Raw genomic sequence first — 23768 nt, forward strand, 5'->3', positions numbered from 1 at the left:
ACGTGAATCCCGCACATCTCACTCCGCGCGCTGTCCGACGCGCAGGACGCTCAGATAGCGGCGTGCCGCTCGGTCGTTCATCCGGGTGCGGATGCGGTCGGCGACCGCGTCGAGCAGGGGCTCGCGCACGTGATGGTCGAGCCCGCGGTACAGCGACGTCGAGCGGAGGTGGTCGGCGAAGCCTGCCCCGTCGAACCTCTGGACGGTCGGGTACCAGCGCGTGATCACCGGGCCGAACAGGTCGCCCGGATCCTCGACCGGTCCCCAACCTCCGTCGGCCGCGCGCACGTCGTCCTCGAGCGGTGGGTGACCCCAGCCGGGGTTCCCGGGGGAGAACCGCTCGTGGACGTCGGCGGTTTCCGCGTACACCTCCGGCTCACCCGGCCTGCGGACGACGACGTGGCCGAGCAACGCGATCCAACCTCCGGGGCGGAGCACCTCGTGGGCCCGCCGCCAGCCGATCGACGGGTCGACCCAGTGCCACGCCGACGCGGCCACGAGGACGTCGAAGCGCCGTCCGCGGTCGTCCCACTCCTCGAACGTCGAGGACTCCACATCGACGTTGCGGAAGGCGGCGAGCCGGTGCCGGGCGAGCGCGGACATCCCGGCGCCCGGCTCGACCGCGGTCACGGAGCCCCCGAGCCGGGCCAGCGAGCGCGTGGCAAGGCCGGTGCCGCACCCCACCTCGAGCACCGCCGCCCCGTCGCCGATGCCGGTGATGGCGACGAGGTCCGCGAAGAGCTCGTCGGGGTACCCAGGGCGGACCCGGTCGTAGAGCTCCGGCACTTCGTCGAACACGCGACCGAGGTCGCGTCGATGCGGGGCGGCCATCCCGCCATCGTGCCCTCCCGGGTCATCCCGCGGGGTTGCGTATCTCCGGGCCGGGCACCACCAGCCTGCGCCCGCTCAGCCGCTGCAGGGGGATGGCGATCGTGTGGGCCGTGCGGTTGGGCGCCCACGGAGTCGGCATCCGCTCGGCGAGCTCGGCCAGCCGGTCCGGCACGACCACCTCGTAGGCCTGGCCGACGCCGAGCACCGTCCATCCCGTGCGCGTGTCGGTGTCGATCCGGTCCACCTGGAACGCCACCACCGCGTTCCTCGTGGCGGCGGCCAGCTTGCCCCCGCCGCTGGTGCGGAAGACGATCTCCTCGTCGTCGAGGAGGTAGGTGACGGGCTGGGCGGCAGGGAGGGCCGCGTCGGTGAACACGACCCGCCCGATCTCGTGCCCGGCGAGCAGGCGAAGGCATTCGGCCTTGTCGAGCTCGGCCAGCTCGACGATCGCCGCCCCGTCCGTTGCGGCTGTCACTGGCTGTCCCCCGTTTCGATGCGCGGCCGTTCGATGCGCGGCCCCCGACGATGCGCCGACGGCGGCGATCCGGACAGGGCCGAAGGTCCCCTCCGGCCCGAGTTCGATCTCGCAGAGGCCCGGGGTGCGCTCGATCAGGGCAGCTGCGAGATGTCGGCCTGGAACTGCATCGCCCGGTACGGCCAGCCGGTCGCGGTGTTCCACTGACTCACCGCGAGGTGCAGTTCGTGCAGCGTCGAGCCGGGCAGCACGTACCCGCCGTAGAGCTGCGCCACGTGCCCGCCGGCGTGGTCCTCGCAGTCCCAGTCGCAGCCGCGCAGAACTGTCGCCAGCGGCGCGCGGTGCAGGTCGGCCGTCGGCCCCTCCAGCACCCGGACGTCGATGCGGTAGCGCCCGGCGTCGAAGGCCGACAGCAGCCAGTGCCCGTCGGGGAGACGGCGGAGCGACAGCTCCCCGAACCGGCCCGGCAGCACGAGGGTGGGCGGGTTTCCCCATCCCCAGCGATCGTCGGCGATGCCCCAGGTCTGCCATGCGGCAGGGTCGGTCAGCTCGGTCTCGGGCACCCGGTGCAGCAGCAGGCCGTGTTCGCGCTGGAAGCCGGTGGTCAGGGCGTACACCCAGCCGTCGGTGCCGCGTTCCCACGTGAGCATCTGGAACAGGCCGTCGTGCAGGTCGGCGGGCCAGCGGGTGCCGGTGGGCCGCCACGTGCGGCCGCCGTCGCGGGAGCGGTGCAGCTCCGTCCAGCGCACGTTGCCCAGCTCGCGGCACACCATGACGTGCAGGTACATGTCGTCCCCGACGGTGATCACGTCGGTGGGGAGGACCGTCGTCACGCGCCGGAGGCGCCACCCGTGGCGGCGCCAGCCGTGGTGGATGTACCGCACCACCTGGCGGGCGGCGCCGCGGCGCCCGGCCGCGCCGGTCCAGCGCAGCCCGGCCGCGACGCTCGCAGGATCGGCGAACAGCACGACGGGGGACCGCCAGCCGGGCCCTCCGACGCCTGCCTGCCGGAACGTGTCGCCGAACACCGAGACGAGGTGTCCCTGCGGTGCGGTGGCGGTGGTGCCCAGGTCGGTGCCGCCGACACCGAACCGGTCGGTGATGCCCGGCCCGGTGAGGTCGGCGATCTTGGTGGCGAGCCGCTCCGTCACGCAGCCATCCTGCCTCCTCCTCCCTAGAGTTGCCGCCATGGCAGAGCTCGCCCCGCGCCGTCTGATCCTGACGCTGTACGGGTTGTACGCGCGCGACGAGCACAACTGGATGTCGGTCGGCTCCGTGGTGCGGCTGATGGGGGACCTCGGCGTCGACTCCGCCGGCGTCCGTTCGTCGATCTCGCGGCTGAAGCGCCGCGGCGTGCTCGTGGCGATGAAGCCGGAGCGGGCCGCGGGCTACGCGCTGTCGGAGAGCGCACTCGAGGTGCTCCGAGAGGGCGACACGCGGATCTTCGACCGGCGGCAGGTCGACGCCGCAGATGGCAGTGCTGTCGGATTCGTGCTCGTCGTGTTCTCCATCCCGGAATCGGAGCGGGAGAAGCGGCACACGCTGCGCACCACGCTCGCGGGTATGGGGTTCGGCACGGCCGCGCCCGGCGTGTGGGTCGCCCCCGGCCACCTGCGTGACGAGGTCGGCCGCACGCTGCGGCGGCGCGGGCTCTCCTCCTACGTGGACCTGTTCACGGCCCACCACGAGGGCTTCAGCGCCCTGCCTGAGCGGGTGGCGCGCTGGTGGGACCTCGACGGCATCAACGCCCGGTACACGGAGTTCCTCGACCAGTTCTCCGACGCGCAGGCCCGCTGGAAGCGCTGCGAGAACGCCCCCCGCACCGCGTTCGAGATCTACGTGCCGATGCTGACGGTCTGGCGCCGTCTCCCGTACCTCGACCCCGGCCTGCCGCCCGACCTGCTGCCCGAGGGGTGGAACGGAGGACGGGCGGCGGACCTCTTCGGCGACCTCGACGCGCTGCTCCGCGCCCCGGCCCGTGAGCACGCGCTGACCGCGATCCACGCCTGATGAATCTCGCAGGTCGGGATCAATCGAGAACGGCGACACCCTGGATCTCGATGAGCGCAGCCTTGTCCCACAGCCGCGCCACGCCGAGCCCTGCCATGGCGGGGTACTCGGTGCCGACGAGGCGCTGCCAGACCTTCCCGATCTCCCGGGAGTGGGCCTGGTAGGCCTCCATGTCGACGATGTAGATCGTGACGCTGGTGAGGTCGTCGCCCGAACCGCCCGCCGCGCTGAGCGCCTGCAGGAGGTTGAGCAGGGCCTGCTCGAACTGCGTGACGATGTCGTCGCCCACGATCGTCCCGGACCGGCCGAGCGCCGTCTGCCCCGCGAGGTAGACGGTCCGCCGCCGGTCGGTGACGACGGCGTGGCTGAAGCCCCGCGGTCTGGCGAGCAGTGGCGGGTTGATGCGCTCGAACGTCATGACTGAACCGCACCTCCGTCCACGTTGATGCCCTGTCCGTTGATCGCGCCGTTCTGCACGCAGGAGATTACGGCCGCCGCGACCTCGTCGGGCTGGACCAATCGGTGGATCGGCTGCCGCCGTTCGAGCACGGCCCTTGCCTCTTCCTCGGAGGTCGCCATCCGGTCGGCGATGGCGGCCACCGTCGCGTCGGTCATGGGCGTGTCGACATAGCCGGGGCACACGGCGTTGGCGGTGACCCCGTGGCGGGCCACCTCGTCGGCCACGGCGCGGACCAGCCCGAGCACGCCGTGCTTGCTGGCCGTGTACGCGCCGACCAGCCGTTCGCCGCGCTTCGCGACCACGGACGCGATCACCACGATGCGTCCGCGGCGGGCCGCGAGCATCGGGGGGAGCGCGCGGCGGATGCACCGGAACGGCGCCGTCAGGTTCGTGTCGAGCATCTGCTGCCACTGGTCGTCGGTGGTCTGCGTGATGGGCGCGGCGAGGGAGGTGCCGGCGTTCGCAACGAGCACCTCAGCCCAGCCCCATGTCTCCTCGACGGTGGCGAACAGGCCCTCGACCTGCTGGGGCACGGTGAGGTCGGCCTCGACGCACAGGGTCGGGCCGGTGATCTCCGCGGCCGCCTTGTCGAGCTTGGCGCGGTCGCGGCCGACCAGCACGGTGCGATAGCCGGCCTCGGAGAGCCGCCGTGCCGTCGCCAGGCCGATCCCCTGCCCGGCTCCCGTGACGATGGCGACCGCCACTACCGCCCCTTCCACTCGGGCTTGCGCTTGGCGTTGAATGCCGCGTGGAACTCGGCGTGGTCCTCCGTGGTCATGAGCAGCGCCTGGGTCATCGCGTCGAGCTCCATCGCCGCCGAGAGCGGCATGTCGAGCTCGCGGGTGAGCAGCGACTTCGTCTGCGCGAACGCCAGCGTCGGGCCGGACGCGAGCCGGGCCGCGAGGGCGGCCACCGCGTCGTCGAGCTCCTCGTCCGGCACGAGCTCCGACACGAGCCCGTACCGGTCGGCGGTGGGCGCGTCGATCGTGTCGCCGAGCATGAGCAGCTGCGTGGCCCGGCCGAGCCCGACGACGCGGGGGAGCAGGTAGGCCGCGCCCATGTCGCCGCCGGAGAGCCCCACCTTGGTGAACAGGAACGCGAACCGCCCGGACGCACCGACGATCCGGAAGTCGGCGGCGAGGGCGATCACCGAACCGGCGCCCGCGGCGATGCCCTGGATCTTCACGATGATCGGGATCGGGCACTCGCGCATGGCCCTGATGACGTCGCCGGTCATCTTGGTGAAGCGCATCAGGTCGGCCGCCCGCATCTTCAGCAGCTCGCCGATGATCTCGTTGACGTCGCCCCCGCCGCAGAAGCCGCGGCCCTCGCCCTGGATCACCAGCACCGTGACGCCATCGTGGTGCGGCAGCTCGGTCAGCAGGTCGCGCAGGTCGGAGTACGACTCGAACGTCAGCGGGTTGAGCTTCTCGGGGCGGTTGAGGGTGACCGTGGCGACCGGCCCGTCGACCGCGAAGTCGAAGTGCTCCCAGTCGGTGGTCAGCGGCGCCGAGGCGCGGAAGCGGCTCACCTGTTGGTCCTCCCCAGGATCTCGCGAGCGATGATCGTGCGCTGGACCTCCGAGGCGCCCTCGTAGATGCGGGGCGCCCGGACGTCACGGTAGAGGTGTTCGAGCGGGTGGCCCCGCTGCAGCGCACGGGCGCCGTGCAGCTGCACACACCGGTCGACGATGCGCCCCGCGGCCTCGGTGGCGAACAGCTTGGCCATCGCCGCGGAGCGGGTGACAGTGGACCGCTCGGCACTGGCGTCGTAGGCGCGGGCGGCGGCGTGGACGAGCAGCCGCGCGGCCTCCAGGTCGGTGGCCATGTCCGCGATCGCGTGCGCCACCGCCTGTTGCGCCGACAGGGGCCCGCCGTAGGCCTCGCGGCTGGTGACGTGGCTGATCGTGGCGTCGAGCGCGGCCTGCGCCATACCCACGGCGAACGCACCGACGCTCGGCCGGAACAGGTCGAGCGTGCGCATGGCCACCCGGAATCCGGCGTCGACCTCGCCGAGCACGTCGGCTCGTTCGACGCGCACCCCGTCGAACATGAGGCTGCCGATCGGGTGCGGCGAGAGCATGTCGAGGTGCTCGCCGGACAGACCGGGGGAGTCGCCTGCCACGGCGAAGGCGGTGACGCCCCGCGCTCCGGCGCCGGACGTCCGGGCGAACACGGTGTAGACGTCCGCGTCGGGCGCGTTGGAGATCCAGAGCTTCTCCCCGGTGAGGCGCCAGCCATCGCCGTCGGCCTCGGCGCGCAGCGACAGCGCCGCGGCGTCGGATCCGGCGCCCGGTTCGGTGAGCGCGAACGCCGCGACGACGTCGCCCTTCACCACGCCCGGGATCCAGCGGTCGACGGCTGCGGCCGTGCCCGACTGCAGGATCGGGTAGCTGCCCAGCCCCTGCAGGGCGAGCGCGGTCTCGGCCTCGGGGCAGATCGCGGCGATGGTCTCGCGCAGCAGGCACAGCTGCATCGCCGCGGCGTCGCGGGGCGGTTCGTCCGGGCGGCCGCCGTACAAGTCCCTGAGCAGCCCGAGGTCGCCCATGGCGGACACGAGCGGGCGGTTGATCCGGCCGTCCTCGCGGGTGAGCGGGACGAGGTGCTCGGTCGTGAGCCTGCGGACGCGATCGGTGTAGGCGACCTGCTCCATCCCGGCATCGTATGTCGTATTGACAACGGCCGTCAAACAAACAATATACTTGGGACGTGCGCATCGCAGTCATCGGAGGAGGCCCCGGCGGCCTGTACTTCGCGGCGCTGGCGAAGCAGCTCGGCTCACTGCAGGGGATCGACCACGAGATCACGGTCTGGGAGCGCAACGCCGCCGACGACACGTTCGGCTTCGGCGTCGTGTTCTCCGACGAGACACTCGGCGGGATCGAGCACGCCGACCCCGCGGTGCACGCGGCGATGGAGCGGGAGTTCGCGCGGTGGGACGACATCGACGTCCACTTCCGCGGGCAGACGATCACCAGCGGGGGCCACGGGTTCGCCGCGATGGGCCGCAAGCGCCTGCTCCAGATCCTCCAGGGGCGCTGCCGGGAGCTCGGCGTCGACGTGCGCTTCTCCACCGAGGCGCCCGACGTGGAGGAGCTCCGGCAGGAGCACGACCTGGTGGTGGCGAGCGACGGCCTCAACTCGGCGGTCCGCGCCAAGTACGCCGACCACTTCGGCCCGGACCTCGACGTCCGCCGCTGCCGCTACATGTGGCTGGGCACCGACACCGTCTTCGAGGCCTTCACCTTCGACATCCGCGAGACCGAGCACGGCGTCATGCAGATGCACGGCTACCCGTTCGACGAGCACGGCAGCACGTTCATCGTCGAGATGCACGACGACGTGTGGCGGCGCGCGGGCTTCCAGGAGTCCGAGGCGCTCACCCTCTGCCCGGGCGAGTCCGACACGCGATCGGTCGAGGCCGTGAGCGAGGTCTTCGCCGACGTCCTCGCCGGGGGACGCGTGCTCGCGAACAACTCGCGGTGGATCAGCTTCACCACCGTGCGCAACGCGCGCTGGTGCCACGAGAACGTGGTGCTGCTCGGCGATGCCGCCCACACCGCCCACTTCTCGATCGGCTCCGGCACGAAGCTGGCGATGGAGGACGCGCTGGCCCTGGCCGCGTGCCTGCACGAGGCCGGTGACATCCCGGTGGCGCTCGCGGCGTACGAGGCCGAGCGCAGGCCCGTGGTGGCGTCCACGCAGCGGGCCGCGCAGGCGAGCCTGGAGTGGTTCGAGAACCTCGGCCAGTACGTCCACCAGCCGCCGATGCAGTTCGCGTTCAACATCCTCACCCGCAGCCGGCGCGTCACCTACGACAACCTGCGGCTGCGCGACCCGAAGTTCGTGGCCGATGTGGACGCATGGTTCGCCGGGGCCGAGGAACCCCGGCCGCCGATGTTCCACCCGTTCCGCCTCGGCGAGCTGGAGCTGGTCAACCGGGTCGTCGTCTCGCCGATGGACATGTATGTCGCCGTCGACGGTATGCCCACCGACTTCCACCTGGTCCACCTCGGTGGGAAGGCGCTCGGCGGCGCGGGCCTCGTCATGACGGAGATGGTGTGCGTGTCGCCGGAGGGACGGATCACGCCCGGCTGCACCGGCCTGTGGACCGACGAGCAGGCCGCGGCGTGGCGGCGCATCACCGAGTTCGTCCACTCCTCGTCACAGGCGAAGATCGGCCTGCAGCTGGGCCACTCCGGCCCCAAGGGGTCGACCAAGCTGATGTGGGAGGGCATCGACCAGCCCCTCGACTCCGGCAACTGGCCCGTCGTCGGGCCGTCGGAGCGCCCCTACCGAGAGGGCGTCAACCAGGTGCCCAAGGCGCTCGACCGCGATGGCATGGACGCGATCGTCGCCGAGTTCGTCGCGGCCACGGAGCGGGGTGCGCGCGCCGGCTTCGACCTCGTGGAGCTGCACTGCGCCCACGGCTACCTGTTGTCGTCGTTCCTGTCACCGGTCACCAACCGCCGCACCGATGAGTACGGCGGGCCGATCGAGAACCGGCTGCGGTTCCCACTCGAGGTCTTCACCGCGATGCGCGAGGTGTGGCCGGCCGACAAGCCGATGACCGTCCGGATCTCGGCCACCGACTGGGTGGAGGACGGCATCACCCTCGACGACACGTGCGAGGTCGTGCGCGCCTTCGAGCGGGCCGGGGCAGCGGCCATCGACGTGTCGACCGGGCAGGTCACCCCGGAGGAGCGCCCCGCCTTCGGCCGCTCGTACCAGACGCCCTTCGCCGACGCGATCCGCAACGTGCTGAAGGTCCCCACGATCGCGGTCGGCGTGATCTCCTCGCCCGACGACGTGAACACGATCATCCTGTCCGGCCGGGCCGACCTGTGCGCCGTGGGCCGCGCCCACCTCTACGACCCGAACTGGACATTGCACGCCGCCGTCGAGCAGGACTACGACGGGCCGGGCGCGGTGTGGCCCGACCCGTGGCGGGCCGGGCGGCGCAAGCCCCAGACCGGGCGCTCCGACGGGCCGAAGCCGCGACTGGAGCTCATCCGGCGGCAGGCTTCGGACGGGCATCAGCGGTGGCGGCCGGCCACGCGCCCGATCGCACCAGTTCGCCGACCAGCCGGGTGAGCGTCGACGCCACCGCCTCGACCGGGGCGAGCATGCGGCTGCGGTGCTGCAGCCCGAGCACCACCGAGCGCTCCACGTCCGGCGCGGTCAGCGGGGCGCCGGACAGCTGCCCGGCCGCGACGTCCGCCGCGACGCCCGCCGCGGGGAGCACCGTCCAGCCGTGCCCGGCGAGGACGAGCTTCTTCTGCAGCAGCATCGAGTTGGTCTGGACGACGGTGCGCGGCTCCATGGGCACGGCCGAGCGGGCTCTGTCGATGAGCGCGCGCAGCCCGTGGCCGGTGACCGGCAGGACGAGCGGCTGGGCGAGCACCGTGGCCCATGCGACGGGGGAGTCTGCGGAGAGCCCTGCGTCGGGCGGCGCCACGGCCCAGAGCTGCTCGCGCACCAGCGGGACGACCGACAGCGACGGCGTGTCGCTCAGGTTGTAGAGCAGCGAGAGGTCGACCTCACCGGTGTCGAGCCACTGCTGGAGGTGGCCGGAGTAGCCGGTGAACAGCCGCAGCTCGATGCCGGGGTGGCGCCGCGCGACGGCGTCTGTCAGCGGCTGGGCGAGGATGTCGAGCACGCTCTCCAGCAGGCCCACGCTCACGATGCCGGCGACCTCGCCCGGCTCGGGCCGCAGCTCCGCGCGTGCCGCGTCCAGCTCGCGGAGCGCGCGGCGCGCCCGCATGATCAGCACCTCGGCCGCGGGCGTGGGCACCATCCCGTGGCGGGTCCGCTGGAACAGCGGCACGCCGAGCTCCTCCTCGAGCAGGCGGATCTGGCGGGTGACCGCGGGCTGCACGACGTGCAGGAGCTTGGCCGCCTTCGTGACGCTGCCGACCTCGGCGACCGTGACCAGGGCGGTGAGCTGCCTGAGCTCCACGACGCCTCCTCATGCCGGGGGCGCATCCCCCCATCACCAGTCACTATTTCACTCGGGCCGGGATCACCGCGCATGATGGAGCGATGACATCGCTGACCGAGGTGCTGGAAGGCTGGCAGCCACCATCGGTCGAGATGACGAGACGCGTCGACGCGTGGTTCGCCGGGGCGTTCGCGGACCTGCTCGACGCCCCGCGGCCCGGGCTGCTGCCGCCGCTGTGGCACTGGTTCGTACTGCTGGACCATCCCGCGGGAACGAACACCGGCGCCGACGGGCATCCGGCCGATGCGCCGTTCCTGCCGCCGATCCCGGGCCGGCGCCGGATGTTCGCGGGTGGCAGGCTCCGCCAGGACGCGCCGATCCCGCTGGGGGCCTGGCTGTCGAGCCGCTCCGCCGTCTCGGACGTCAAGGTGAAGACCGGCCGCACCGGCGAGATGGCGTTCGTGACCGTCCGGACGGAGCTGTTCGTGGACGAGGCGGTCGTCGGCGTCGAGGAGCAGGACATCGTCTACCGCTCCGAGCCGCCGGGTACACCGCCGCGCACGCTGCCGCCGCCGGAGACCGGTGGCGCCGACCCCGAGGGGGAGTGGCGGGTGGAGCTCGACACGGACCCGGTCCTGCTGTTCCGGTTCAGCGCCCTGACCTACAACGGGCACCGGATCCACTACGACCAGCCCTACGCCACGCAGGTCGAGGGGTATCCGGGCCTCGTCGTGCACGGCCCGCTGCTCGCGCTCCTCGCCCTGGAGCTCCCGCGCCGCCGCGCCCCCGACCGCCCGGTCCGGTCCTTCGAGTACCGGCTCGTGCGGCCGGCGATCGTCGGATCCCGGATCGTGAGCGCCGGCCGCGCACGGGGATCGGACGTGGACGTGGTGGTCGCCGCGCAGGGTGCGGGCCCGTCCCTGACGGCGAAGGTCGGTCTCGCATGAACCCGCCCCTGCACGGGATCACCGTCGTCAGCCTGGAGCAGGCGGTGGCCGCCCCGTTCGCCACCCGACAGCTCGCCGACCTCGGGGCGCGCGTCATCAAGATCGAGCGGCCCGACGGCGGCGATTTCGCGCGCGGCTACGACGAGTCCGTCCACGGCAACTCGAGCTACTTCGTCTGGCTGAACCGCTCGAAGGAGTCCCTGACGCTGGACGTGAAGGCGCCGGAGGGCCGGGCCGTGCTCGGTGAGCTGCTGGACCGCGCCGACGTGCTGGTGCAGAACCTCGGACCGGGCGCAGCCGGGCGGCTCGGCGTCGACGCGGCCGGCCTGGCGCGGTCGCACCCACGGGTGATCCCGTGCACGGTGTCGGGCTGGGGCACCGACGGCCCGTGGGCCGGCCGGAAGGCCTACGACCTGCTCGTGCAGGCCGAAACCGGGGTGCTCGCGCTCACCGGCACGCCCGAGCACGCCGCGCGGGTCGGCATCTCCATCGCCGACATCGCCGCGGGCATGTACGCCTACTCGGGGATCCTCACGGCGCTGCTGCGGCGCGCCACCACGGGCGAGTTCTCGGCGGTGGAGGTGTCGCTGTTCGAGGCGCTCGCCGAGTGGATGGGCTCCCCGGCCAACTACACCGCCTACGGGGGCCGGCAGCCCGCGAGGAGCGGTGCCGATCACGCCACCATCGCGCCGTACGGCCCGGTCGCCACCGCCGACGGCGCCGTCGTGCTCGGCCTGCAGAACGACCGGGAGTGGCGTTCGCTGTGCGCCGTGGTGCTCGGCGACGCCGGCCTCGCCGACGACCCGCGGTTCGTCACCAACTCGGCGCGGGTCGAGCACCGCGGCGAGCTGAACGCGCTGATCGAGGCCAAGCTGGCCGATCTGGACACGGAAGCCGCGTCGGCCCTGCTCGACGAGGCCGGGATCGCCAACGCCCGGCTGAACCAGGTGCGGGACTTCCTCGACCACCCGGTGCTCGAGAAGCGCGAGCGCTGGCTGCCGGTCGACGTGCCCGGCGGCACGATCGCGGCACTGCGCCCGCCGGTCGACATCGCGGGCGTCGAACCGGTCATGGGACCGGTCCCCGCGCTCGGCGCCCACACCGACGCGATCCTGCGCGAGCTCGGCCGCACCGACGATCAGATCACGTCGCTGCGCGACCGCGGTGTGGTCTGAACTGCGTCGTCTGAGAGGAACCCATGAACACGGAAGAGCGGGCGATCGTCGAGGTCGTGCGCGAGTTCGTCGACCACGACGTCCGGCCGGTCGTCCGCGAGCTGGAGCACGCCAACACCTACCCCGAGAAGCTCATCGAACAGATGAAGCAGCTCGGGATCTACGGTCTCGTCGTGCCAGAGCCGTGGGGCGAGGTGGCGGTGTCGATGCCCTGCTACGCGCTGGTCACCGCCGAGCTCGCCCGCGGCTGGATGAGCCTCGCGGGGGCGATGGGCGGCCACACGGTCGTCGCGAAGCTGCTCGTCGCGTTCGGGACGAAGGAGCAGCAGGACCGCTACCTGCCGCGGATGGCCACCGGCGAGATCCGCGCCACGATGGCGCTCACCGAGCCCGGCGGCGGCTCGGACCTGCAGGCGATGACGACGGTCGCCCGCCGCGACGGTGACTCCTACGTGGTCGACGGGGCGAAGACCTGGATCAGCAACGCGCGCCGCTCGGAGCTGATCGCGCTGCTGTGCAAGACCGACCCGGCCGCGGAGCCGAAGCACAGGGGCGTGTCGATCCTGCTGATCGAGCACGGGCCCGGCTTGACCGTCTCCCAGGATCTGCCCAAGCTCGGCTACAAGGGCGTCGAGTCCTGTGAGCTGCGGTTCGACGACATGCGAGTCCCCACCGACGCGCTGCTCGGCGGCGTGGAGGGCCGCGGGTTCGCGCAGATGATGAAGGGCCTCGAAACCGGCCGGATCCAGGTGGCCTCGCGGGCCCTCGGCGTCGCGCAGGCGGCCTTCGACGACGCGCTGCGCTACGCCCAGGAGCGGGAGAGCTTCGGCAAGCCGATCTGGCAGCACCAGTCGATCGGCAACTACCTCGCGGACATGGCCACCAAGATCACCGCGGCCCGGCAGCTGATCCTGCACGCGGCCGATCGGTTCGACGCGGGGGAGCGCGCCGACATGGAGGCCGGCATGGCGAAGCTGTTCGCCTCCGAGGTGGCGATGGAGGTGGCGCTGAACGCGGTGCGCATCCACGGTGGCTACGGCTACTCCACCGAGTACGACGTCGAGCGCTACTTCCGCGACGCGCCGCTGATGATCGTGGGGGAGGGGACGAACGAGATCCAGCGCAACGTCATCGCCGCGCAGCTGGTCAAGCGGGGAGGGCTGGGGAGGGCGTAGCCCAAACCGAACGTGCCCGCGTTCCGCGGAACGCACGCTCGGCTGGATCCCCTGCGAACGGGGCATCTCCAGCGTGGTCCGGGCCATCGGAGTTATCCACACTCGAGGTAGACAGCAGCGGGGTTCGATCTTGGACAGACCCCTGTCACGTCGATCTCGAGCGAGATCAGGATGTGGACAGCCGCTCGGCGTGCACGGACCGACGTTCCGCGACGCGATGAGGTCAGCGACAGCCTGGCCGAGGCCGCCTGGTCGTGTGAGGAGCGGATCGCTGCTGCTCTACCCCGAACCACGCGGCGTGTACGGGCCGGCAGGGCCGTGGCTCGTCCGGTCGGCCGACACCCCCGTCCCGCCGATCGTCGTCATGAGCCGCGGAGGGGCTTGACCGCCCCGAAGTATTAGTAAACACTAACCGTTAGTGGATACTGACCGAGCGGGAGACGGCTGGAACGCGCTGGCGGACGGCACCAGGCGCGCCATCGTCAGCCGCCTCGCCGAGGGACCGCAGGCCGTGGGACAACTCGCCGCGCAACTGCCCGTCACCAGATCCGCGGTCTCCCAGCACCTGAAGATCCTCAAGAACGCCGGCCTGGTCAGTGAGCACCCGGTCGGCACGCGACGGATCTACCGGCTCAACCCGACGGCGGTGGCCGCGTTGCGCGATCAGCTCGACACCTTCTGGCAGCGGGCGCTGACCAGCTACGTGGACGTCGCCGAAGAACCGACGGAGGAGAGTTCATGACCCGAACCGACGCCACGGTGGTCCGGAAGCAGATCGTGGTCAACGCGGCGATCACGCAGGCTTTCACGGCGTTCACCGAACGATTCGGCGACTTCAAACCACCGGAACACAACCTGCTCCACGCGTCGATCGCCGAGACGGTGTTCGAGCCGCGCGTCGGCGGGCACATCTACGACCGCGCGACCGACGGCAGCGAGTGCCGGTGGGCACGCATCCTCGCCTACGAGCCGCCGCACCGCGTGGTGTTCAGCTGGGACATCGGCCCGCAGTGGCAGGTCGAGACCGATCCGGAACTGACCAGTGAGGTCGAGGTTCGGTTCGTCAGCGAGGGTCCGAACCGAACCCGGGTCGAACTGGAGCACCGCCATCTCGACCGGCACGGTCCCGGTTGGCAGTCGGTCGGCGAGGGCGTCGACGGCGACCTGGGCTGGCCGCTGTACCTCGCTCGATACGCCGCCCTGTTCGAGCAGGAGAGCTGACCCGGTCTGCCGGGACGAAGCGCCGTTCCTGCTACTGCCCGCTGAGCTGTGCCGCCACCGGCCCGAGCGGCGGCACCCACTCCCGGATGTCCGCACCGGCGACGACCCCGGCCGTCGTGTACGGGTCCTTGTCCACGATCGCCTGCACTGCGGCCTTGTCCTCGGCCCGGAAGATCAGCAGGCCGCCGGGCGCCTCGGCCGGCGCCCAGGCGCCTGCGACGAGCAATGCACCCTCGTCGGCGAGACCTCGCAGGTAGTCCCGGTGCGTGGGACGTGTGGCCTCCCGGAGGGCGGTATCGTCGGTGTAGGTGTAGATCACGGCGAAGGTCGAGGCCATGGCGTCGATACTGTCACGTGATGCGGGCCGGAAAGAGGGCTGTCGGATCGTCCACCCCCCATCCAGAATGAGGCCATGACGATCTACGCGGTCACCTACCGGTACTCCGACGACGTGGCCACGCGCGACCGGGTGCGTCCCGAGCACCGTGAGTACCTGCGTGGGCTCGCCGACCGCGGATTCCTCCTGCTGTCCGGCCCGTTCGGACCGGACGAGCCCGCCGGCGGGCTGCTGATCTTCCGTGCCGAGGACAAGGACGAGGTCACCGCGCTGATCGAGAAGGATCCGTTCACCGTCACCGGTGTGATCACGTCGAGCGAGGCGGTGGAGTGGACCCCGGTGATCGGCCCGTTGCGGTCGGGCATCGCATGAAGCCGTATCGGTTCGCGGGGCGCACGGCGGTCGTCACCGGCGCGGGCAGCGGGATCGGCGAGCAGCTCGCACGTGCCCTCGCCGAGCGCGGAAGCCACCTCGTGCTCCTCGAGCGGGACAAGGAGCGCCTGGACCGGGTGTCGACATCGATCCGTGCCGCTCACCCGGGAATCGCGGTGTCGGAGACCCAGGTCGACCTGGCTGACCGCGACGCCACCACCGCGGTGGCGCGGCAGATCGTCGGGGGCCATCCGCGGATCGACCTGCTGATCAACAACGCGGGGGTGGCGCTCGCCGGCCGGTTCGACGAGGTCACCCTCGAGGAGTTCGAGTGGGTGCTGGAGGTGAACTTCCACGCGCCGGTGGTACTCACCCACCACCTCCTGCCCTCCATGGAGGCGGGCGCCCACCTGGTGAACGTCTCCAGCCTCTACGGCCTGATCTCCCCGCCCGGCCAGTCCGCGTACTCCGCCTCGAAGTTCGCACTGCGCGGCTTCAGTCAGGTCCTGCGTTCCGAGCTCGCCGACCGGGGGATCGGGGTGACCACGGTCCACCCCGGCGGTATCAACACGAGGATCGCGGCGGACGCGCGCGTCGGTTCCAGAGTCGACCGCGAGGAGTTCGCGGTCGGGGTGAAGCAGTTCTCCCGGTTGCTGACCTACCCGCCCGAACGTGCCGCCGCCGACATCCTCCGCGCCGTCGAACGGCGGAAGGCCCGGCTGCTCATCGCCGCGAACGCGAAGATCCCCGACGTCCTCGCGCGCCTGTTCCCGGTAGGCCACATGACGGCGATCGCGCGGGTGCTTTCCCGATGAGCGAACTCGTCGATGCGGGTGGGGCGAAGGTCCGGGTGCGGGAGTCGGGTGATCCCGCAGGTGACCCGATCGTCATGCTGCACGGCATCGGCCGCGGCCTCGAGGACTGGGCGCCCCAGCACGAGCTGCTCCCCGGCGCCCACCGCGTGATCAGCATGGACCTGCTCGGCTTCGGGCTCTCCGACCCTCCGCCAGGGCCGATGACGCTGTCGCGGCTGGCCGAGGGTGTGTACGAGGCGCTCGATGCCCTCGGCGTGCAGCGGCCGGTGCACGTGTTCGGCAACTCGCTCGGCGGGGCCGTCGCGCTGTCCATGCAAGCGACGCGCCCGGAGCGGGTTTCCCGCGTCGTCCTCGCCGCTCCGGCGGGGTTCGGCCATGAGGTCGTGCTCGACCTGCGGTTGCTCACGATCCCCGGCCTCGGCCACGTGCTGCTGCGGCACGTCAGCCGGGCGGCCGCGCGCCGCGCCGAGCGTGCCCTCTACCACGACGGGTCGTTCGTCACGGAGGAACGGATCGAGCACGCGATGCGCGCGGCCGCCCGCCCCGGGCGTCCCGAGCTGTTCCTCGACGTCGTGCGCGAGCTGGGCACCGTGCGCGGTATCCGGCCGGGCTGGCGGTCCGCGCTGCTCGCCGACGTGTCGCGCCACCCGCGGCCGACGCTGATCGTCTGGGGCGACCGGGACCGCATTCTGCCGGCGCACCACATGACCGCCGCTCGCAAGGCACTGCCGCACGCCCAGTCGCACGTCTTCGCCGACACCGGACACCTGCCGCAGGTCGAGCGGGCGGCCGAGTTCTCGGCCCTGGTCGGCAGCTTCCTCGAGGCGAGCCGCTAGGACGCAGCCCGGCGCGCGGCGTTGCGGGCGCGCCTGCGTTCGACGAACGCGCGCTGCTTCGCCGCGGCCCCGCAGGCGCTCATCGAACACCACACGCCCGAGGCGTTGCGGGAGGCGTCGTAGAAGGCGGCGCGGCAGCGCGGCTCGCGGCACACCTTCAGCCGGTGCCACGTCCGATCGTGCGCGGCGGGGACGGCGGCCGCCAGCAGCGTCGCCATCATCCGCCGCACGGACGTTCCGTCCTGCGCTCGCAGGCCGGGCTGATCATCGGCGAAGGAGACGTGCAGGCCGAGCCCGGGTGCGATCTCCTCCAGCCGGTCGAGCGCGGGCCCGTCGACGGGCTGTACGGCGTCGTTGTGACGCGCCAGGACGGCGCGCAGTCCCTCGCGGACGTCAAGAGCGAGCTCGAGCTCGTCCGTCGTGACGGCCTCGTCGGCGACAGGGACGCCGTGCTCGCGGCACCAGCGGGCGAGGTCGGCGGGGGACCGCAGGTGCTCGTCGCCGCCACCCGACAGTCGTCCGAACCAGGTGTTGACGAGGTCCTGGACGAGGTCGAGGGTTTCGGGCGCGTCAGCTCGGCTCACGAGCGTCGATGTTACCACCGTTGGCCCTTGACTGGTCACAGTGTGGCCACCTAACCTGATTGAGCGGTCACACCACGATTGCTGGGAGAGAACCGATGTTCCGTGGATTCGCCACCCTCAACTTCTATGCCGACGACATCGGCGCGGCCCGCGACTGGTACGCGGAGCTCTTCGGCGTCGAGGCCTACTACGCCTACCCGCCGGCCCCGGCCGCGCCCGCCTACGTCGAGTTCCGCATCGGCGACGACGAGGACGAGATCGGCTTCATCGACCGCCGCTACGCCCCGCCCGGGGAGGCCGGGCCGCCCGGCGGCGCGATCATGCATTGGCACGTCGACGACCTGCAGGGCACCGTCGACCGTCTGCTCGCGATGGGTGCCAAGGAGCACCGGCCGATCACGGAGCACGGCGATGGGTCGGGATTCGTCACGGCGTCGGTGGTCGACCCGTTCGGCAACGTCCTCGGGGTGATGCACAACCCGCACTACCTCGAGATCGTCGGGAAGCGCTCGTGACCACCCCGGACGTGGTCGAGCCTGCCACGTGCGAGCAGTGGCGGGAGTGGCTCGAAGCTCACGCGGAGTCGGCGGCGGAGGTCTGGCTCGTCATCCCGCACGCCGGCAGTGGCCGTCCGGGCATCAGTCACCGGGAGGCGATCGAGGAAGCGCTCTGCTTCGGCTGGATCGACAGCCTCGCCCGCCGCCACGACGACTCCTCGTGGCGGCAGCGGTTCAGCCCGCGGCGGCCGACCGCCGCCTGGAGCAAGATCAACCGAGAGCTGGTCGAACAGCTCGCCGCACAGGATCGGATGACGCCGGCCGGGCAGGCCGCGGTCGACCTGGCGAAGCGGACCGGCACCTGGTCCGTGCTCGCCGATGCCCAGAACGGCGTCGTGCCCGACGACCTGCGGGCCGCGCTCGACGCCGAACCCGCGGCGGCGGCCGGCTTCGCGGCGCTGTCGCCGTCGGCGCGCCGGGCGGCCCTGGAGTCGATCGCCAGGGCGGTGCGCCCGCCGACCCGGCACCGGCGGATCGCCGCCACCGTCGCCAGGGCGAAAGCCGTCTGACAACAAGGCTCTGGGTCGCGGCGCCGGAGCATATCGTCGGCATATCGAAAACCGCATACGTGCTGGCAACGCCACGCCGCCTTGACTGGAGGCATGACGTACAGCGAACCAGCACGAACTACGGGCCGCCGATGACGCGGATGGACACGGCGGAGAGCTGGCAGGGCGTCGCCGGCCGCCGGCCGATCCGCATCGGTTCCCGGCCGGGGCCCTGGAAGCGCGGCCTCGTGCTCGCGGCGCTGGCGCTGCTGCTGGGCCTGTTCATGCTGCTGCACGCGAAGATCCCGAACCGGATCGGGAACCTCGGCAGCCTGGTGGAGACCGTCCTGCCGTGGTTCGGCCTGTTCATCCCGGTGCTGCTGGCCGGGGCGCTGTTGCGCCGGTCCGCTTCCGCGGTGGCCGCGCTGCTGCTGCCGGTCATGGTGTGGCTCGGCCTCTTCGGCGGGCTGCTCAGCGACAAGTCCCACCCGGGCGCCGACTTCACCGTGGCCAGTCACAACGTCGGCGCCGACAACCCCGACCCGGCCGGCACCGCTCGCGACCTGGCCGCCGCCGGGGCGGACGTGCTGGCGCTGGTGGAGCTGACCCCGCAGGCCAGGGACACGTACGAGAAGGAGCTGGCGAGGACATACCGGTACCACGCGGTGCGGGGCACGGTCGGGCTGTGGAGCAAGCTGCCGCTGTCGGACACCCAGCCGGTCGACATCACGATGGACTCCACTCGGGCGCTGCGCGCCACGGTGGCCACGGACAAGGGGCCGCTGGCGGTGTACGTGGCCCACCTGGGGTCGGTACGGGTGTTCCCCAGGACGGGCTTCTGGACGAGCCAGCGGGACGGCGGCGCGCACGTGCTCGGCAACGCCATCGCCGCCGAGGGGAACGAGCGGGTGGTGCTGCTCGGCGACCTGAACGGCACCGTGAACGACCGCGCGTTCGACGACATCACCTCCCAGCTGCGCTCAGCGCAGGAGGTGGCCGGGGCCGGCTTCGGCTTCAGCTGGCCTGCGACGTTCCCTCTGGCGCGGATCGATCAGATCCTGGTCAGGGGCGTGGAGCCGGAGAGTTCGTGGGTGCTGCCCGCCACCGGCAGCGACCACCTGCCGGTGGCGGCCGGAATCAGCTGGTGATCGCAGCGGCGCATCTTTCCTCCACGGTCGAGTTCGTTCTGACGGGCCATGGCAGGCGGGATCCGTTGGGGTGATCGGTAGCCCGGAGTTCTGGCTGATCAGCCGAGTGGTGGAGCGGAGGGGATTCGATTCCGACGCGGATGCGGCACAGGTCGTTCCCTCCATCGACCTACCTGTCGTCGCCAACACGACATACCCGCACATGAGCGATCCCAAGGCACCGCTGATCTCGAACCGCGCCGGGCGGGCACGAGTACTGGTGCGCGTTTCCTGCTCAGGCACCTGGGTACGCCGCTGTGAGGCGGGAGGTCAGCTCATGCCAACGACGCTGCGGATCTCGGATCGGGACATCGCGCTGTCGAGGCTGGGCAAGGAGCTGTTCCCAGCCGACCACCTCACCAAGCACGATGTGATCGACTACTACCGGGACGTCGCCGACGTGATGGTCCCGCACCTCGCTGGTCGGCCGCTCGTGTTGCGCAGGTACCCGGATGGGATCGACGCGGATGGATTCGTCCAGCAGGCGGCGTCTCGACACTTCCCGGACTGGCTGACCATCGCCGAGGCACCCAGACGCGACGGGCCCGGTTCCGTCGACCACGTGGTCTGCGACGACGCGGCGACGCTGGTTTACCTGGCCAACCAGGCGGCGATCGAGTACCACACGTGGCTGTCCACCACGCGCGACCTGAGCCGCCCGGACCGGCTCGTCATCGACATCGACCCACATCGGGGTACCGGCGTGGCCGCGGTGCGCAGGGTGGCCCGCCGCCTGCGTGACCTGTTCGGTTCGGTGGGTCTGACGCCGTTCGTGCAGGCCACCGGCGGTCGCGGCTTCCACGTCGTCGCCCCGCTCGATGCTTCCCAGGACTTCGACTACGTCAGGGAACTCGCACAGCATCTGGCTGATCGCCTGGTCGCGGCGGATCCGGACCAGCTGACCACGGCGGCGCGCAAGGAGCGCCGAGGCGATCGCATCTATCTCGACGTCAACCGCAACGCCTACGGCCAGACCTTCATCGCGCCGTACTCGCTGCGTTCTCGGCCCGGGGCCCCGGTTGCCACCCCGCTGGACTGGTCCGAACTCGGCCGCGCCACCCCCGATCGCTACCGCCCGCCCGCGATCCGCCGCCGCCTCGGTCGGAAAGCCGACCCGTGGGCGACCATGGGCGAGCACACCGCTTCGCCCGCCGCCGCCCGACGCCGGCTCGACGGCGTGGGGTAGCGAGGAAGCGACACGGTCGGTGAGATGCCGGTCCCGGGGTTGACGCCGGCCACCGGGGTCGTGATCGTCGGAAGTGGTGGCAGAACGTCAGATCCGTCGCTCTGCCACCACTTCTGGTGATCACAACGCCAGCGGCGTACCCGTCACGACCGGTTCCGCCAGTTTCGCCGAGCCTTGATCATCTGCGTCGGACCGGAGGCCCCACCCAAGACCACCTCCGGAGGCCGGACCGCCACGCGAAAGGCACCAGCCACCTGGGGTGGGCCGGAGACGATGATGATCGCTCCGATCCCCGGCCGCCGCCTCAGTGGCACCGAGCCGTGAGCCCGGCCCGACGGGCGTGTGCGGAGCGTGGTGCTCCGGGTTGGGTCAGCCGGGGGTGAGCAGGTGCCCGAACAGGCGGACGCCGAGATCTTCGGCCTCGGCCTGGGTGAGGATCTGCCCGGGAACCTGCAGGTGCGCGGCGGTCCAGGCCTGCGCGGCCGCGGCGTCGGTGAAGAAGTTGAGGTAGTCACAGCAGCAATCGGCCGACGGCCCGCCCGCGGCATCGGCGGCGACGAACACCACCGCCTCCGCCGGATCCCACCGGGTGATGCCCCCGATCGCGCCGCCGGTCGTGCTGGTGGTCATGGTGACAGTCACCGGGCGACCGGTGGTCACGTCGACAGAGTCGATCCGGGTGTCCTCGCCTAGCATCGCGGACATGCCGAGCGCGTCGATCGCGCACATCGCGTAGACCTCCACGCGGTCACCGATCCGCACCCGGTGCCGGGTCGGGATGGCCGAGAACGGGTAGGCGACCGCAACGCCGCCATCGGGGCCGAGCCGGACCGCGTCCAGCTCGTGCAACGCGGCCAGCACGTCCGCGGCGGCGCGCCCCGATCCCGCCGTCACCGTGTCCATCGCGCTGACGATGGTTGGGCGGCCGGTCGCGGCGAACGCGCGCAGCACCGCCTGATGAACCGCCTTCTCCACCGGGTCCAGCGGCAGGGCCCGCGCCCGCCACGAGCTCAGCACGTCACCGGGCCGGAGCGGATCACAGCACGAGTCGTCAACCGATCCGGCGAGCGGCAGCCCCGGTGACGCGGCTGGTCCGGTGGCCACCACTGACGTTGCCGACGGGGCATACGCGGCGGCGAGGGCGGCGCGTAGCTGCACCACCGACGGTGCCGGCACCACCCGGCCGTGCTCGTCGCGGTAGATCCGGCACGCCACCCCGCAGTCGCAGTCCTGCAGGTTCGGGTTCGGGAACGGATCCCGGCCGTTGATCAGCAGCGTCGGTGAGCCGTTCATGCCCGCGGCCGTCGCCGCGACCTCGGTGCTGATCTCCCTCGTGGTGACCGGGCGATCGGTGGCCCCCAGCAGCCGTTCCAGCAGCGGGGCCAGGTTCGGGCAGTCGGCCACGTGCAGGACTTCCAGGGTGATGCTCATCGATGCCTCCGAGGGGCGCTGCGGGGCGGCTCGTCCTGCGCATGGCGCCATCGTGAACCCCGTACCGAACTACGGAGTCAAGCCCGGTTTCACCGTTCCTTCTTGCCCTCCTCGAGCAGACGGACCATCTCGGCGATCCGCACCGGGCGCTGCTCGGGGCGTCGTCTGGTGGCGTCGATCCACCGCAGGAAGGCTTTGCGGTAGAACTGGGCAAGCGAGTCGAAGAACACCCCCGCGGCCGGCGACGCGTCCAGCGCCGCCGCCACGTCCGGCGCCAAGTCGCCGCGCTGCGGGCCTTCCGGGGTGAGCACGACGTCGACCCTCGTGCCATCAGCAGGGTCGCACCCGCGGCTCCACGCCGGCCCGAGAATCAGGACCACGCCGCCGTCCCCCGCATCGAGCGCACCGCGCACACCGCGACCGCCGACCGTGCCCGTCACGTGATGGCGAGGCTTGGCGCCCCACACCGCGTCAGGTTCGAACGGGACCGGCACATGCGTGCGGCCCTGCCGATCGACGGCCACGGTCGCCGCGAACCGCTGCGACCGATCCGAGACCGGGCCCCGCTGATCACGTGTCATGGCAGTCCTCTCAGTCGCCCGCGCCTGCCGCCTGGCCGAGAGTCTCGCCCGCTTCCGGCCTTGCGGTACCCCTCTCCGACCTCGCGCTCGACGCGTTGAGGCGCCGTGCCCATGCTGGCGGCGATCATGAAGCGGGCGGCCGCGGATCTGGAGGCGTGATGATGCCGATCTCGACATCGACGACGACCCCGAAGTGATCGCTCGGCCAGACACCGTCCATGGGCTTGTCGAATGCGAGCTCGGCGGATCTGACTCGGCAGTGGGCTGTGGGGTGCGCGTGCCACGACCCGATGAGGACGTAGTCGATCCGGCGCCGGTGGTTTGGCTGGCGCACGATCTGATCGATGACCTCCCCCGCGGCAGGGTTGTCTACGGACCAGGTCCAGCCCGGGCCGTCGCCGGCCACGGCCCAAGCGTCGTGGTAGTAGGCGCTGCGTCCACCGAGTGCTTGACGTCCGGTGAGGTAGCGGATGCTCGACGCGTCGGGCTCCGCATTCAGGTCGCCGCCGACGATCGTCGGCAGGGTCCGACGGTGGCGGGCGTCGAGATCGGTCAATGCGAGAGCCTGGCGCTCCCGGGCGGCCTCGGCTTCGAGCCGCCACGAGCTCGAGGCGACGATGAACAGCAGCTCCCCCTCGTCCGGTACTGGTACGACTGCGGCGAGTGTGCACCATGGCACGTCGGTCGCGTCGGAGCCGCGCAGGTCGAGGCACTCGACCACCTGGTGCGGCCGGCGCGTCGCGACTGCACCGCCGCCGTAGCGTTCCACCCACGGCGGTGCATACGACATGGCGGCCGACTGGTGGGTGCCGTGGAGACCGGTGCCGTCAAGCAACTCGTCGAGCTGATGCCGCTGCGGGTTGTCCAGGACCTCCTGGAGTGCGACGAGGTCCGGTTCGAGCCGGCGCAGCTCGCGGTTGATCAGCTCGGTGCGGCGCGGGTCGCCCTCGGTGTTCTGGACGTTGATCGTTACGACACGCAGCATTCCCATCGGTCACCTCTCATGCTCGGTCCTCGGGCGTGCCATCGGCCGGGCCACTGACCTCGAAGGCGATCTCCAGGTCCGGGGTGAGAACCGTCTGGGTCATACGTGCGGCGTTCCCGGCGGCGCCACCCCGACACATCCGCCGAGTCAACGGCAACCGAAGCGTGGCGCCGAC

General features: G+C 71.5%; 27 protein-coding genes. 14 read left to right on the plus strand and 13 right to left on the minus strand.

The window, feature by feature from the left end:
- Window positions 1-18: 18 nt before the first annotated feature.
- The 3 genes from K1T35_RS20205 to K1T35_RS20215 all read right to left on the minus strand — a co-directional run bounded on the left by K1T35_RS20205 (window position 19) and on the right by K1T35_RS20215 (window position 2457).
- Window positions 19-831, minus strand: coding sequence for a bifunctional 2-polyprenyl-6-hydroxyphenol methylase/3-demethylubiquinol 3-O-methyltransferase UbiG (locus K1T35_RS20205; protein WP_220261678.1), 813 nt, complete (start codon window positions 829-831; stop codon window positions 19-21).
- A gap of 22 nt (window positions 832-853) precedes the next feature.
- Window positions 854-1306 carry a pyridoxamine 5'-phosphate oxidase family protein gene (locus K1T35_RS20210; RefSeq protein ID WP_220261679.1) on the minus strand — a complete coding sequence of 151 codons (453 nt, stop codon included), beginning with the start codon at window positions 1304-1306 and terminating at the stop codon, window positions 854-856.
- Window positions 1307-1440: 134 nt separating this feature from the next.
- Window positions 1441-2457, minus strand: a complete 1017-nt coding sequence (locus K1T35_RS20215; protein ID WP_255622331.1) for a DUF4185 domain-containing protein — start codon at window positions 2455-2457, stop codon at window positions 1441-1443.
- 37 nt (window positions 2458-2494) lie between these two features.
- Here K1T35_RS20215 and K1T35_RS20220 point away from each other — a divergent pair, with 37 nt between their 5' ends.
- Complete coding sequence (locus K1T35_RS20220) at window positions 2495-3316, plus strand: PaaX family transcriptional regulator C-terminal domain-containing protein (protein ID WP_220261681.1); 822 nt, start codon at window positions 2495-2497, stop codon at window positions 3314-3316.
- A 19-nt stretch (window positions 3317-3335) separates the two neighbouring features.
- On the opposite strand, the gene K1T35_RS20225 is transcribed toward K1T35_RS20220, so the two are convergent.
- The 4 genes from K1T35_RS20225 to K1T35_RS20240 are packed head-to-tail and all read right to left on the minus strand — an operon-like array spanning window position 3336 to window position 6428.
- Entirely contained in the window at window positions 3336-3734 is a 399-nt protein-coding gene (locus K1T35_RS20225) for a RidA family protein (RefSeq protein WP_220261682.1), read from the minus strand.
- The gene (locus K1T35_RS20230; RefSeq protein ID WP_220261683.1) at window positions 3731-4480 is read right to left on the minus strand and encodes an SDR family NAD(P)-dependent oxidoreductase; all 750 of its coding nucleotides are present in this window, start codon (window positions 4478-4480) and stop codon (window positions 3731-3733) included. Before K1T35_RS20230 ends, K1T35_RS20225 begins: the two co-directional genes overlap by 4 nt.
- Window positions 4480-5307, minus strand: a complete 828-nt coding sequence (locus K1T35_RS20235) for an enoyl-CoA hydratase family protein (RefSeq protein WP_220261684.1) — start codon at window positions 5305-5307, stop codon at window positions 4480-4482. Before K1T35_RS20235 ends, K1T35_RS20230 begins: the two co-directional genes overlap by 1 nt.
- Window positions 5304-6428 carry an acyl-CoA dehydrogenase family protein gene (locus tag K1T35_RS20240; protein ID WP_220261685.1) on the minus strand — a complete coding sequence of 375 codons (1125 nt, stop codon included), beginning with the start codon at window positions 6426-6428 and terminating at the stop codon, window positions 5304-5306. Before K1T35_RS20240 ends, K1T35_RS20235 begins: the two co-directional genes overlap by 4 nt.
- A gap of 56 nt (window positions 6429-6484) precedes the next feature.
- Here K1T35_RS20240 and K1T35_RS20245 point away from each other — a divergent pair, with 56 nt between their 5' ends.
- Window positions 6485-8869: a bifunctional salicylyl-CoA 5-hydroxylase/oxidoreductase gene (locus K1T35_RS20245; RefSeq protein WP_220261686.1), complete on the plus strand. Its 2385-nt coding sequence runs from the start codon at window positions 6485-6487 to the stop codon at window positions 8867-8869.
- Here K1T35_RS20245 and K1T35_RS20250 read toward each other — a convergent pair.
- Window positions 8784-9734, minus strand: a complete 951-nt coding sequence (locus K1T35_RS20250; RefSeq protein ID WP_220261687.1) for a LysR family transcriptional regulator — start codon at window positions 9732-9734, stop codon at window positions 8784-8786. The two genes, K1T35_RS20245 and K1T35_RS20250, sit on opposite strands and share 86 nt — an antisense overlap.
- 83 nt (window positions 9735-9817) lie before the next feature.
- On the opposite strand from K1T35_RS20250, the gene K1T35_RS20255 reads away from it, so the two are divergent.
- The 5 genes from K1T35_RS20255 to K1T35_RS20275 all read left to right on the plus strand — a co-directional run bounded on the left by K1T35_RS20255 (window position 9818) and on the right by K1T35_RS20275 (window position 14234).
- A complete protein-coding gene (locus tag K1T35_RS20255; RefSeq protein ID WP_220261688.1) occupies window positions 9818-10663 on the plus strand; it encodes a MaoC family dehydratase N-terminal domain-containing protein in 846 nt (281 codons plus the stop codon).
- On the plus strand, window positions 10660-11838 hold the full coding sequence (locus K1T35_RS20260; RefSeq protein WP_220261689.1) for a CaiB/BaiF CoA-transferase family protein: 1179 nt from the start codon (window positions 10660-10662) through the stop codon (window positions 11836-11838). Before K1T35_RS20255 ends, K1T35_RS20260 begins: the two co-directional genes overlap by 4 nt.
- Window positions 11839-11861: 23 nt before the next feature.
- On the plus strand, window positions 11862-13013 hold the full coding sequence (locus K1T35_RS20265; RefSeq protein WP_220261690.1) for an acyl-CoA dehydrogenase family protein: 1152 nt from the start codon (window positions 11862-11864) through the stop codon (window positions 13011-13013).
- A 418-nt stretch (window positions 13014-13431) separates the two neighbouring features.
- Window positions 13432-13755 carry a helix-turn-helix transcriptional regulator gene (locus K1T35_RS20270; RefSeq protein ID WP_220261691.1) on the plus strand — a complete coding sequence of 108 codons (324 nt, stop codon included), beginning with the start codon at window positions 13432-13434 and terminating at the stop codon, window positions 13753-13755.
- A complete protein-coding gene (locus K1T35_RS20275; RefSeq protein WP_220261692.1) occupies window positions 13752-14234 on the plus strand; it encodes an SRPBCC family protein in 483 nt (160 codons plus the stop codon). Before K1T35_RS20270 ends, K1T35_RS20275 begins: the two co-directional genes overlap by 4 nt.
- Before the next feature lie 31 nt (window positions 14235-14265).
- On the opposite strand, the gene K1T35_RS20280 is transcribed toward K1T35_RS20275, so the two are convergent.
- A complete protein-coding gene (locus K1T35_RS20280) occupies window positions 14266-14571 on the minus strand; it encodes a YciI family protein (RefSeq protein WP_220261693.1) in 306 nt (101 codons plus the stop codon).
- 75 nt (window positions 14572-14646) lie between these two features.
- On the opposite strand from K1T35_RS20280, the gene K1T35_RS20285 reads away from it, so the two are divergent.
- From K1T35_RS20285 to K1T35_RS20295, 3 genes are read left to right on the plus strand one after another with little or no spacing between them, the layout of a single operon-like run.
- The gene (locus K1T35_RS20285; RefSeq protein WP_220261694.1) at window positions 14647-14943 is read left to right on the plus strand and encodes a YciI family protein; all 297 of its coding nucleotides are present in this window, start codon (window positions 14647-14649) and stop codon (window positions 14941-14943) included.
- Window positions 14940-15758, plus strand: a complete 819-nt coding sequence (locus K1T35_RS20290) for an SDR family oxidoreductase (RefSeq protein WP_220261695.1) — start codon at window positions 14940-14942, stop codon at window positions 15756-15758. The genes K1T35_RS20285 and K1T35_RS20290 overlap by 4 nt, the downstream gene beginning before the upstream one ends.
- Window positions 15755-16594 (plus strand): alpha/beta fold hydrolase, encoded by an 840-nt coding sequence (locus tag K1T35_RS20295; protein ID WP_220261696.1) that lies wholly within the window; start codon window positions 15755-15757, stop codon window positions 16592-16594. Before K1T35_RS20290 ends, K1T35_RS20295 begins: the two co-directional genes overlap by 4 nt.
- On the opposite strand, the gene K1T35_RS20300 is transcribed toward K1T35_RS20295, so the two are convergent.
- Complete coding sequence (locus tag K1T35_RS20300) at window positions 16591-17178, minus strand: CGNR zinc finger domain-containing protein (RefSeq protein WP_220261697.1); 588 nt, start codon at window positions 17176-17178, stop codon at window positions 16591-16593. The genes K1T35_RS20295 and K1T35_RS20300 overlap by 4 nt on opposite strands.
- A gap of 95 nt (window positions 17179-17273) precedes the next feature.
- On the opposite strand from K1T35_RS20300, the gene K1T35_RS20305 reads away from it, so the two are divergent.
- The 4 genes from K1T35_RS20305 (at window position 17274) to ligD (ending at window position 20596) form a co-directional block, all read left to right on the plus strand.
- Window positions 17274-17693: a VOC family protein gene (locus K1T35_RS20305; RefSeq protein ID WP_220261698.1), complete on the plus strand. Its 420-nt coding sequence runs from the start codon at window positions 17274-17276 to the stop codon at window positions 17691-17693.
- On the plus strand, window positions 17690-18244 hold the full coding sequence (locus tag K1T35_RS20310; protein WP_255622334.1) for a YdeI family protein: 555 nt from the start codon (window positions 17690-17692) through the stop codon (window positions 18242-18244). The genes K1T35_RS20305 and K1T35_RS20310 overlap by 4 nt, the downstream gene beginning before the upstream one ends.
- Window positions 18245-18384: 140 nt before the next feature.
- On the plus strand, window positions 18385-19371 hold the full coding sequence (locus K1T35_RS20315) for an endonuclease/exonuclease/phosphatase family protein (RefSeq protein ID WP_220262720.1): 987 nt from the start codon (window positions 18385-18387) through the stop codon (window positions 19369-19371).
- Between the two features lie 316 nt (window positions 19372-19687).
- Window positions 19688-20596, plus strand: a complete 909-nt coding sequence (gene ligD, locus K1T35_RS20320) for a non-homologous end-joining DNA ligase (protein WP_220261699.1) — start codon at window positions 19688-19690, stop codon at window positions 20594-20596.
- A 369-nt stretch (window positions 20597-20965) separates the two neighbouring features.
- Here the strand turns inward: ligD and K1T35_RS20325 are convergent, their stop codons facing one another.
- The 3 genes from K1T35_RS20325 to K1T35_RS20335 all read right to left on the minus strand — a co-directional run bounded on the left by K1T35_RS20325 (window position 20966) and on the right by K1T35_RS20335 (window position 23599).
- Window positions 20966-22027: an alkylmercury lyase family protein gene (locus K1T35_RS20325; protein WP_220261700.1), complete on the minus strand. Its 1062-nt coding sequence runs from the start codon at window positions 22025-22027 to the stop codon at window positions 20966-20968.
- A gap of 89 nt (window positions 22028-22116) precedes the next feature.
- Entirely contained in the window at window positions 22117-22608 is a 492-nt protein-coding gene (locus K1T35_RS20330) for a YdeI/OmpD-associated family protein (protein WP_220261701.1), read from the minus strand.
- 124 nt (window positions 22609-22732) lie between these two features.
- The gene (locus K1T35_RS20335; RefSeq protein WP_220261702.1) at window positions 22733-23599 is read right to left on the minus strand and encodes an endonuclease/exonuclease/phosphatase family protein; all 867 of its coding nucleotides are present in this window, start codon (window positions 23597-23599) and stop codon (window positions 22733-22735) included.
- Window positions 23600-23768: the final 169 nt, after the last annotated feature.

It is taken from the genome of Pseudonocardia sp. DSM 110487, assembly GCF_019468565.1.
In the GTDB taxonomy this organism is placed as follows: Bacteria; Actinomycetota; Actinomycetes; order Mycobacteriales; family Pseudonocardiaceae; genus Pseudonocardia.

Coding starts and splice junctions, on each gene's coding strand:
- K1T35_RS20330 (WP_220261701.1), bottom strand. CDS start 22,608: ATGACACGTGATCAGCGGGGCCCGGTCTCGGATCGGTCGCAGCGGTTC.
- ligD (WP_220261699.1), top strand. CDS start 19,688: ATGCCAACGACGCTGCGGATCTCGGATCGGGACATCGCGCTGTCGAGG.
- K1T35_RS20220 (WP_220261681.1), top strand. CDS start 2,495: ATGGCAGAGCTCGCCCCGCGCCGTCTGATCCTGACGCTGTACGGGTTG.
- K1T35_RS20265 (WP_220261690.1), top strand. CDS start 11,862: ATGAACACGGAAGAGCGGGCGATCGTCGAGGTCGTGCGCGAGTTCGTC.
- K1T35_RS20255 (WP_220261688.1), top strand. CDS start 9,818: ATGACATCGCTGACCGAGGTGCTGGAAGGCTGGCAGCCACCATCGGTC.
- K1T35_RS20315 (WP_220262720.1), top strand. CDS start 18,385: ATGGACACGGCGGAGAGCTGGCAGGGCGTCGCCGGCCGCCGGCCGATC.
- K1T35_RS20285 (WP_220261694.1), top strand. CDS start 14,647: ATGACGATCTACGCGGTCACCTACCGGTACTCCGACGACGTGGCCACG.
- K1T35_RS20280 (WP_220261693.1), bottom strand. CDS start 14,571: ATGGCCTCGACCTTCGCCGTGATCTACACCTACACCGACGATACCGCC.
- K1T35_RS20240 (WP_220261685.1), bottom strand. CDS start 6,428: ATGGAGCAGGTCGCCTACACCGATCGCGTCCGCAGGCTCACGACCGAG.
- K1T35_RS20335 (WP_220261702.1), bottom strand. CDS start 23,599: ATGGGAATGCTGCGTGTCGTAACGATCAACGTCCAGAACACCGAGGGC.
- K1T35_RS20305 (WP_220261698.1), top strand. CDS start 17,274: ATGTTCCGTGGATTCGCCACCCTCAACTTCTATGCCGACGACATCGGC.
- K1T35_RS20275 (WP_220261692.1), top strand. CDS start 13,752: ATGACCCGAACCGACGCCACGGTGGTCCGGAAGCAGATCGTGGTCAAC.
- K1T35_RS20325 (WP_220261700.1), bottom strand. CDS start 22,027: ATGAGCATCACCCTGGAAGTCCTGCACGTGGCCGACTGCCCGAACCTG.
- K1T35_RS20295 (WP_220261696.1), top strand. CDS start 15,755: ATGAGCGAACTCGTCGATGCGGGTGGGGCGAAGGTCCGGGTGCGGGAG.
- K1T35_RS20260 (WP_220261689.1), top strand. CDS start 10,660: ATGAACCCGCCCCTGCACGGGATCACCGTCGTCAGCCTGGAGCAGGCG.
- K1T35_RS20290 (WP_220261695.1), top strand. CDS start 14,940: ATGAAGCCGTATCGGTTCGCGGGGCGCACGGCGGTCGTCACCGGCGCG.
- K1T35_RS20205 (WP_220261678.1), bottom strand. CDS start 831: ATGGCCGCCCCGCATCGACGCGACCTCGGTCGCGTGTTCGACGAAGTG.
- K1T35_RS20225 (WP_220261682.1), bottom strand. CDS start 3,734: ATGACGTTCGAGCGCATCAACCCGCCACTGCTCGCCAGACCGCGGGGC.